The sequence below is a fragment of the Xanthovirga aplysinae genome, from assembly GCF_009711365.1.
GTDB lineage: Bacteria > Bacteroidota > Bacteroidia > Cytophagales > Cyclobacteriaceae > Xanthovirga > Xanthovirga aplysinae.
The window spans coordinates 1-7,644 of sequence record NZ_SMMB01001077.1 but is presented as its reverse complement, the minus strand read 5'-3'; the positions used below and the strand labels follow the sequence as shown (position 1 = coordinate 7,644).

The 7,644-nt window shown below is 35.6% G+C and carries 8 protein-coding genes; 6 read left to right on the top strand and 2 right to left on the bottom strand.

The features are described 5' to 3' along the window. Positions 1-176 precede the first annotated feature (176 nt). The 3 genes from E1171_RS25010 to E1171_RS12190 all read left to right on the top strand — a co-directional run bounded on the left by E1171_RS25010 (position 177) and on the right by E1171_RS12190 (position 3,039). Positions 177-623, top strand: coding sequence for a hypothetical protein (locus E1171_RS25010; protein ID WP_155206285.1), 447 nt, complete (start codon positions 177-179; stop codon positions 621-623). A 291-nt stretch (positions 624-914) separates the two neighbouring features. After that, positions 915-1,778, top strand: a complete 864-nt coding sequence (locus E1171_RS12195) for a DMT family transporter (RefSeq protein ID WP_246164311.1) — start codon at positions 915-917, stop codon at positions 1,776-1,778. Between the two features lie 514 nt (positions 1,779-2,292). Next, on the top strand, positions 2,293-3,039 hold the full coding sequence (locus tag E1171_RS12190) for a YebC/PmpR family DNA-binding transcriptional regulator (protein ID WP_155206284.1): 747 nt from the start codon (positions 2,293-2,295) through the stop codon (positions 3,037-3,039). A gap of 154 nt (positions 3,040-3,193) precedes the next feature. Here the strand turns inward: E1171_RS12190 and E1171_RS12185 are convergent, their stop codons facing one another. After that, a complete protein-coding gene (locus E1171_RS12185; RefSeq protein ID WP_155206283.1) occupies positions 3,194-4,408 on the bottom strand; it encodes an MFS transporter in 1,215 nt (404 codons plus the stop codon). Positions 4,409-4,428: 20 nt separating this feature from the next. On the opposite strand from E1171_RS12185, the gene E1171_RS12180 reads away from it, so the two are divergent. Then, positions 4,429-4,587 (top strand): hypothetical protein, encoded by a 159-nt coding sequence (locus E1171_RS12180; RefSeq protein WP_155206282.1) that lies wholly within the window; start codon positions 4,429-4,431, stop codon positions 4,585-4,587. Positions 4,588-4,645: 58 nt separating this feature from the next. On the opposite strand, the gene pdxR is transcribed toward E1171_RS12180, so the two are convergent. Continuing rightward, positions 4,646-6,118 (bottom strand): MocR-like pyridoxine biosynthesis transcription factor PdxR, encoded by a 1,473-nt coding sequence (pdxR, locus tag E1171_RS12175; protein WP_155206281.1) that lies wholly within the window; start codon positions 6,116-6,118, stop codon positions 4,646-4,648. A 261-nt stretch (positions 6,119-6,379) separates the two neighbouring features. On the opposite strand from pdxR, the gene E1171_RS12170 reads away from it, so the two are divergent. Further along, positions 6,380-7,042, top strand: a complete 663-nt coding sequence (locus E1171_RS12170; RefSeq protein WP_155206280.1) for a pyridoxamine 5'-phosphate oxidase family protein — start codon at positions 6,380-6,382, stop codon at positions 7,040-7,042. A 24-nt stretch (positions 7,043-7,066) separates the two neighbouring features. After that, entirely contained in the window at positions 7,067-7,522 is a 456-nt protein-coding gene (locus E1171_RS12165; RefSeq protein WP_222931486.1) for a GNAT family N-acetyltransferase, read from the top strand. Positions 7,523-7,644: the final 122 nt, after the last annotated feature.

Here is a 7,644-nt window from a genome sequence, read left to right as displayed (position 1 = left end):
ATCCATGGTCAAATTTAGGAATTCAATTATTACTCGGGACTCAGGCTTATGTACCTAAGGTTTTTGAAAGTCAAACCTTTTTGCCAGATAATTTGGCCCATTACATACAGGAAGGTAAATTTAAGGGCAATTCTTTAGTCATATGAAACAATCTGCTTAACAATTCGCCCAAGTCGATGAAGGAGGAAGAATTATGGATTAATCCTTTTTCATTGGCTTTAATGGTCATAATTCTCCAGGTTATCCTATGTATTTGGCAATGGAATGGAATGTTTAGGTTCTTTTGGATAGATTTTATTTTTATGTCGGTAGTGGGGTTTTTAGGTTTGATCATTGTTCTATTGGGAATATTTAGCCTTCATACTCCTTTACATTCCAACTTGAATTTGATGTGGGCAATACCCACTCATTTGGGGGTGCTTTTTCTTTATAGAAGGCATAAAACAATAATTATGAACCTTTATATTCCTTTGGTGATAGGGAGTTACTTGATCTTTTTGGGTCTTTCATTTTTAAATATAGTTTCCTTTCAAAGTTCTTTTCCTGTGCAATTGTTTTTAGCAGGAATCACGATCAGGCATACTTTTTTGTTGATTAAATTTCGAAGTCAAGCACCACGCTAAAGAAGAGATTTATCTTGTTGAAAAATAAATTTTTTTATCTCCTATTGAATGTTCAACTTTGTACCCATCTATTTTTCTGTAGAAGTTTTACGCTCTCTTTTTGGGTGAAATGCAAAATAATGAAGGTGTATTTAATTTGGAATTCCAATTTTTCCTTAAAATATTATTTAAAAGTGAGAGGTATTAAACAATTCAATTAAAGGACAAATTGCTTTTTACAAGCTTCTTTTTTTAATGAGCTTTTAGGCCACTTTTTTTGAACACATTAGGAATTTTAAAACTACTTAGTCAATGTTAAGATCTGAGGGGATTAGGAGTATGATAGCCTCCACTTTTCTTTTTGCGGTAATGAATGTCTGTATAAAACAGATCTCACATATACCTGCCATTGAAGTTATTCTTTTCCGTTCCCTTATTTCTTTAGTAATGAGTGGGGTAGTTCTGCTCCGACAGAATGTTCCCCTTCTGGGGAATAATAGAAAGGTTTTGCTTCTCAGAGGATTATTTGGTGGAATAGCGCTTGTAATGTATTTTACAACTTTGCAAAAGATGCCCTTAGCTAGTGCTCAGGCCCTTCAATATTTATCTCCAGTTTTTACTGCTTTATTTGGGATTATTATTGTAAAGGAAAAGCTTTCTCCTTTACAGGTATTATTTTTAATGCTTTCTCTTTCCGGGGTTTTTCTAATTCAGGGATTTGATGTACGTGTATCCCCCCTATATGCGTTTTTTGGGGTAGTTGCTGCTGCTTTTGCTGGGTTGGCCTATAATTGTATTCGAAAGCTGAATACTACCGAGCATCCATTGGTCATTATTTTTTATTTTCCCTTGGTTTGCTTACCCATAGCGGCAATTTGGTCATACATGGATTGGGTGCAACCACAAGGTTGGGATTGGTTTATGTTAATTTGTGTAGGTGTTCTGACTCAAATGGCACAGTATTTTATGACAAAAGCTTACCAAACAGAAAGTTTAGCAAGGGTTGCTCCATTAAATTATTTAGGAATTCTTTATGCTTTAAGCTTTGGTTTCCTCTTTTTTGATGAGTTCTTTAATCTTCTTAGTATGGCAGGAATGGCTTTAGTATTGCTAGGAGTACTTTTGAATATGAAATTTAAACCTAAGGTTCAGCAAAAGGAATTAAAGAAAGCCTAAAGATTTTATATTCTTATTCTTCCCTTTGAAATAGTTACCTTTCTTAGGATTGAGGGTTTAATTTTACCTTGGAAAATTCAAGAATTTTCGAATTCAAAAATTTTTCTTCCTTCATTTCTTTTGGTGTTGTTAATCTTGAGTTTTTTGAACAATATTTGAGTATCTTGACGCAGTGTCGAAGGTAGAAAGAATAGTTTTCCTTCGGGTAGGGGTTACACTTTTGATATTACATCCATGACAGTGCCTTTCAGATTCTTTTCTGACCATTTTAAGATTTGATTAGTGCCTTCATTAAGGCAAAGGTTAAAAAGGAGAAGTGCCAGACTTTCTCTTATGCGTTGCTCATTGTCACTATTCACGAATCATTATAGATTCTTCATTATTCAATATTTACATCGTTATACTAGAAAAAGGCTTTTTTCAATATCTGATTCTTACTTCAGTAAATTTTTGGAATTGGAATCCAATGGGAAAATGGTATTTTTGAAGTTCATTGGTTGAGTAATTAAAAATTATGGCAGGACATAGTAAATGGGCCAATATTAAAAGACGTAAAGGGGCCCAGGATGCAAAAAGAGGTAAAATTTTTACCAAGCTTATTAAAGAGATCACTATTTCGGTAAAAGAAGGAGGTAGTGAAGATCCATCGGCAAATGCCAGGTTACGATTGGCCATTCAAAATGCCAGAGGGGCAAATGTGCCCAAGGACACCATTGAAAGGGCGGTGAAGAAGGGGAGTTCCACTGATACAGCAAATTATTTTGAAACCACTTATGAAGGTTACGGCTCCAATGGGGTGGCTATTTTTGTGGAATGTATGACGGATAATTTAAAGCGTACGGTTCAAGATGTGAGAGCTGCTTATACAAAATTTGGAGGTAGTTTGGGGACAAATGGTTCTTTAGAATTTATTTTTGACCGAAGAAGTGTTTTTAACTTTCCATTTCCTGAAGGGCTAGATGTGGAAGAATTTGAATTGGAGATGATTGACTCCGGAGCTGAAGATGTAGAAATAGATGATAATTATGTAACAGTTACCGCTGATGTTTCGGATTTTGGTGCTATTCAGAAGAAATTAGATGAGCTGAACATTACTCCTGAAACAGCTGAATTACAACGTATTCCTAATACCTTGGTAGCTTTGGATGATGAGGCTTTTCAAAAGGTGTATAAGTTGATTGATGTTTTGGAAGATAATGATGATGTACAAAAAGTTTATCATAATATTGATATGACGGAGTCTCAAATGGAAATGGTATAATGGGGTAAATGATAGATTTTGAAAGAAAATGCTGAATAATAGTTGTGTCCCTTGTTTTACCTTTTTTAGGTATTTTACCTTCCCTTATAGAAAAAATATTACAATAAAAGAATATAGCCCGATCAAATGAACGGGCTATATTCTTTTAGGCAATTCATTTTTGTGGAGAATTGGTGAAAATTGATCTTCTTTGATACAGACAATAAGAAAGAATCATGAATGCCAAAAGAAATAGAATTTGATAGGCAAAATGAGTACTAAACCTATTGATGTAAGTAGTCAGAAATAATAATAGTAGTACTTGAAATATCTTGGCGAAGGCCATGATATAAGAACTGATTTGGCCAATATGTTGGTTTGGAATATATTCCATTAAGGCCGTGTTTCGGGCTACCCGGATTGCTGCATTACTCCATCCCATTAGTACTTCAATACCAAGGAATAACATGATGATATAGGTATTTCCTATTAAAAAAAGGCTTAAAGTATAAAAGAATATTCCCCAAATTATAACTTTTACCGCAGTGGTTCTTTTAATTAAGAAAGGAATAGTTAATCCAGCAATGACCGACCCTACAGCCCAAAAAGTTTCAGTTAATGAAAAAATTTGGACACCAGCTTGCAGACTTTTGGATAAATGTATAGGAGTTAGAAAATTTCCCACCATAGTAATTGTAAAGGGCAATAAACTAAGGGTAAAGAAAGCCACTATTTTTGGTTGTTGAAGTATAAATTGCCAGGAGGTATTTTTGTTTTCTGTGTGTTTTACCAAAGAGTTAATTTCTTTCCTTTTAAAAGAATAGGGAATTAGATAGAAAAGTAAAATACTTAATCCGAAAGTGGCAGTATCAATTAAAAGGATCTCTGAAAGGAGCAGGTTTTCCAGTAAAAATCCACCTATTCCTCCTGCTAGCATGAAAGCTATTTGTCCTTGCACTTCAAGCATCCCATTGATTTGGGGGTAATGTTTTTTGTTGAAAATTTCTTGAACAAATGCATTTCTTGCCGGAAAATGTAAATTGAAACTAATTCCCCCTATGCCATAAAGCAGTAAAAGGGTAATGAGTTGCGGCTCCTCCCTTGTCCCCTCCCAAATGGCTATCATTAGGGTTAATAGAAAGCCGATGCTTTCAATAGTAATAAGTACCTTTTTTCGGGAAAACCGGTCAATAAGTCTGCCGGATAGAGGCAGTAAAATGACCATTAAACTACTTAAGGATAGGGTAGCATAACCATAAACCTGCTCGCCATTTTCTCTTTGAATAAGCAACCATGGAATGGCAATCATGGTAATTCCCGAACCAATGTTGCTGATGATATTTCCTGCGATTAATAAATATGTTTTTTTATCTGATAATAATGATTTCATAGGCCTAAAATTTGAATGAAATGAATGATTTATTATCCGAATTAAGCCAAAGAGAAATCATTGTTCAAATCAATAATTTTTATCAGTTGATTGATATATCTTATCAATTTTGTTTTTTTAAAAAAAAGAATTGGGGAGGGTGGTGGAATAGAATTGAAGGAAGTGTAAGGGAATTGTGATAAAGTTCAACCTATCCCATACTCAAAAAATTACAGTTTAGACCATTCTAAATTCATTTTACTTCATAAGGCTTTCGAGAATATCGAAAGCCTTTTGCATTTCTTTTTCATTAAGAGAGGCAAATCCTAAGCGGCAAGCGTTTGATGCTTTATTACCTGCCCCGTATTCTAAACCATTAGATAGATAAAGGCCTTTTTGGCTCGCTTTTTTTGAAAGCTCACCTAAGGGAAAATCTTTATGAAAACGTGACCATACTGCCATTCCTCCCTCAGGCTTCTTGAAATCAATTTTATCCTTAAATCTATCTTCCAAAAAAGTGCAAAAAATATCTCTTCTTTTTCGATAGATTTTAACCGTTTTTTTGATATGCCGTTGGACATCACCTTCCCGAATCATCTCGGCAAAAGCAGCCTCTAAAAGCATATCTCCTTGCCGGTCTACAAGTCGTCTTAATCGGGCTACCTCATCGATCAGGTTTTTAGGGCCACACATATATCCAATGCGGATAGTGGGAGCAATAATTTTACAAAAAGAACCTACGTAGATCACCATCCCATACGTATCAGCACTTGCCAAAGGTAGGACGGGTTTGCTTTGGTAATGAAAATCATAATCATAATCGTCTTCAATTATAAAGAAGCCATAGGTATATGCCAATGAAAGAAGCCTTAACCTTCTCTCCGGAGAAAGTGTAACCGTTGTAGGGTGATGATGATGACTGGTAATGTAGAGTCCTCTAATGGGGTGTTTTTTACACAGGTCCTCAATGTGATCTGTATCGAGGCCAAATTCATCCACTTTGCACCTTACCAGTTTTCCCCCACTTTGTTTAATTGCAATTTCGGCAGCCAAGTAGTTTGTTTCCCCAACAACTATCTTGTCTCCTTTTTGGAGGAGTATTTGGAAAAGCAGATAAATTGCCATTCCGCTTCCCCTGGTAATAAGGATGTTGTCTTTTCCGGAATGCATTCCTCTGGATAGATTTAGGTAATCAGCCACTTCCTTTCTTAGTACTTCGGCCCCAAACATAGTGGAATACGGAAGGTAGTTTTTGCTGGAGTTTCTTCGACACACATTTCGATAATTTCTACTTAGAATGTCGATTGGGGCTAGGCGGTGATCAGGAGCTCCGTCATTAAAAGCTAGTCCACCAGGAGTTAAAAAGGAGGTGCTTTCCAGATAAGGACTTTTTTTAATGAGAAAGCCCGCTTCCTGTGGAATAGATTCATTTGTATTTAATGACGATTTGTTAAGTGGTATGCATTTTTGTAGTGGTAATCGCTGGGAAATAAAGGTTCCTTTTCCTTTTATTGATTCAATCCATCCCTGGGCTAACAATTCATCAAAAGCTTTAATTATTGTATTTCGATGAACTCCGAGGTCTTCAGCCAGACTTCGGCTTCCTGGTAGTTTTTGCCCCGCTTTTAAAGTACCATTTTGAATATGACGATTGATGCTGTTTGCGATTTGGAGAAAAATAGCCTTCTCTTTTTGTTTGTCTATGGTAATAATGCTCTTAAATGGGAACATACTGGTCTGTCTAAAATTAAAAAAGTGGTCCGCTGAGTTGGTCCGGTAAAGTTATACATTTACGGATGTAATCCTTTTGGAAAGGAAAGGTATTTCTTGAAATGGAGGGAGAAATTAATAGGAAATTGGAATAATATAAAATACCAAATTGACAATGATTTAATTGTTGAGAAATTAAAGTGAAAATGAATAGAGAATAAACTCAAGAGGGAGGTTATTAACGCTTCAGTCAGATTAGAATTTAAATTAAAGCTTTTAGTTATGGTTAAGACTTTTGAGAAAACAGCTGTCAACAAAGTAGTTCGAGCAGCTAAAAGGGCTTCTTATGATAGGGGTGAGGTGTATGACATTTTAGATTCAGGAATGGTTTGCCATATTGGATTTTCAGTGGAGGAGCAGACATTTGTTATTCCTACCATTTATGTCAGGTTCGAAAATAGGATTTATATTCATGGGGCTAATAAAAGTCGGATGTTGGCCATGCTTCAAAAGGGAATAACACCTTGTGTTACTGTTACCCATTTGGACGGTTTGGTGTTAGCACGTTCAGCATTCCATCATTCAATGAATTATCGTTCTGTAGTACTTTTCGGGAAGGCTACATTTATTGAAGATAAAGAGGAGAAAATCAAAGCAATGGAATTAATTACGGAACAATTGTTAAAAGGAAGATGGAAAGAAGTACGACAACCCACTGAAAAGGAAATTGAAATCACTACCATATTGGCGATTGAAATTGAGTCGGCCTCTGCTAAAATTAGAAAAGGGGGGCCTGTGGATGAAAAAGAAGATTATAAATTACCAATTTGGGCTGGACATATTCCCTTGCACCAACATCCTTTAAAGATTATTGCTGATGAGCATTCTGCAGAGTTGGAAGTGCCAGAAAGTGTAAAATCCTATATGGCATCTAAACCCAATTGAGTGGAGGAATGAAAATTTATGATAATGATCCGGAGAGCAACCTTAAATGACTTAAAAGTGATAGTCCCACTTTTTGACCAATATATGGTCTTCTATAACAAACCTTCCAATTTTGAATTACATACTAATTACTTGAGGGAGAGACTGGAAAAAGGGGAGGCAATAATATTTTTGGCTTTTAATTTTAATGAGGAGGAAAAAAAGAAAGCTATCGGTTTTACCTTGATTTATACTACCTTTTCCAAGGTTAGTTTGGGCAAAGTGCTGACTTTGAATGATTTATTTGTGGAGCTTGCTTATCGAGAAAGGGGATATGGGGAAGCCTTAATCAAACGTACTATTGAGCAAGCTCGCCAAATGGGAGCAATTAGAGTAGGTCTTGAAACAGCAAAAGATAATTTTTCGGCTCAGCAACTTTATCATAAGATGGGTTTTGTCAGGGAAGAGGAGTTTCTTGCTTATAACTTACCTATTGGTTAAAAGTTTTCCATTACTTCTCCTCTCACCGATCATCAGTTTATTTTGGGGTTGATCTTTCTTCAATCCACCCTTCTGGTTGAGTTTTAAAATAGCTTTATTTAGATTTCCACTAAATCTTTCCT

Coding starts and splice junctions, on each gene's coding strand:
- E1171_RS25010 (WP_155206285.1), top strand. CDS start 177: ATGAAGGAGGAAGAATTATGGATTAATCCTTTTTCATTGGCTTTAATG.
- E1171_RS12195 (WP_246164311.1), top strand. CDS start 915: ATGTTAAGATCTGAGGGGATTAGGAGTATGATAGCCTCCACTTTTCTT.
- E1171_RS12190 (WP_155206284.1), top strand. CDS start 2,293: ATGGCAGGACATAGTAAATGGGCCAATATTAAAAGACGTAAAGGGGCC.
- E1171_RS12185 (WP_155206283.1), bottom strand. CDS start 4,408: ATGAAATCATTATTATCAGATAAAAAAACATATTTATTAATCGCAGGA.
- E1171_RS12180 (WP_155206282.1), top strand. CDS start 4,429: ATGAATGATTTATTATCCGAATTAAGCCAAAGAGAAATCATTGTTCAA.
- pdxR (WP_155206281.1), bottom strand. CDS start 6,118: ATGTTCCCATTTAAGAGCATTATTACCATAGACAAACAAAAAGAGAAG.
- E1171_RS12170 (WP_155206280.1), top strand. CDS start 6,380: ATGGTTAAGACTTTTGAGAAAACAGCTGTCAACAAAGTAGTTCGAGCA.
- E1171_RS12165 (WP_222931486.1), top strand. CDS start 7,067: ATGATCCGGAGAGCAACCTTAAATGACTTAAAAGTGATAGTCCCACTT.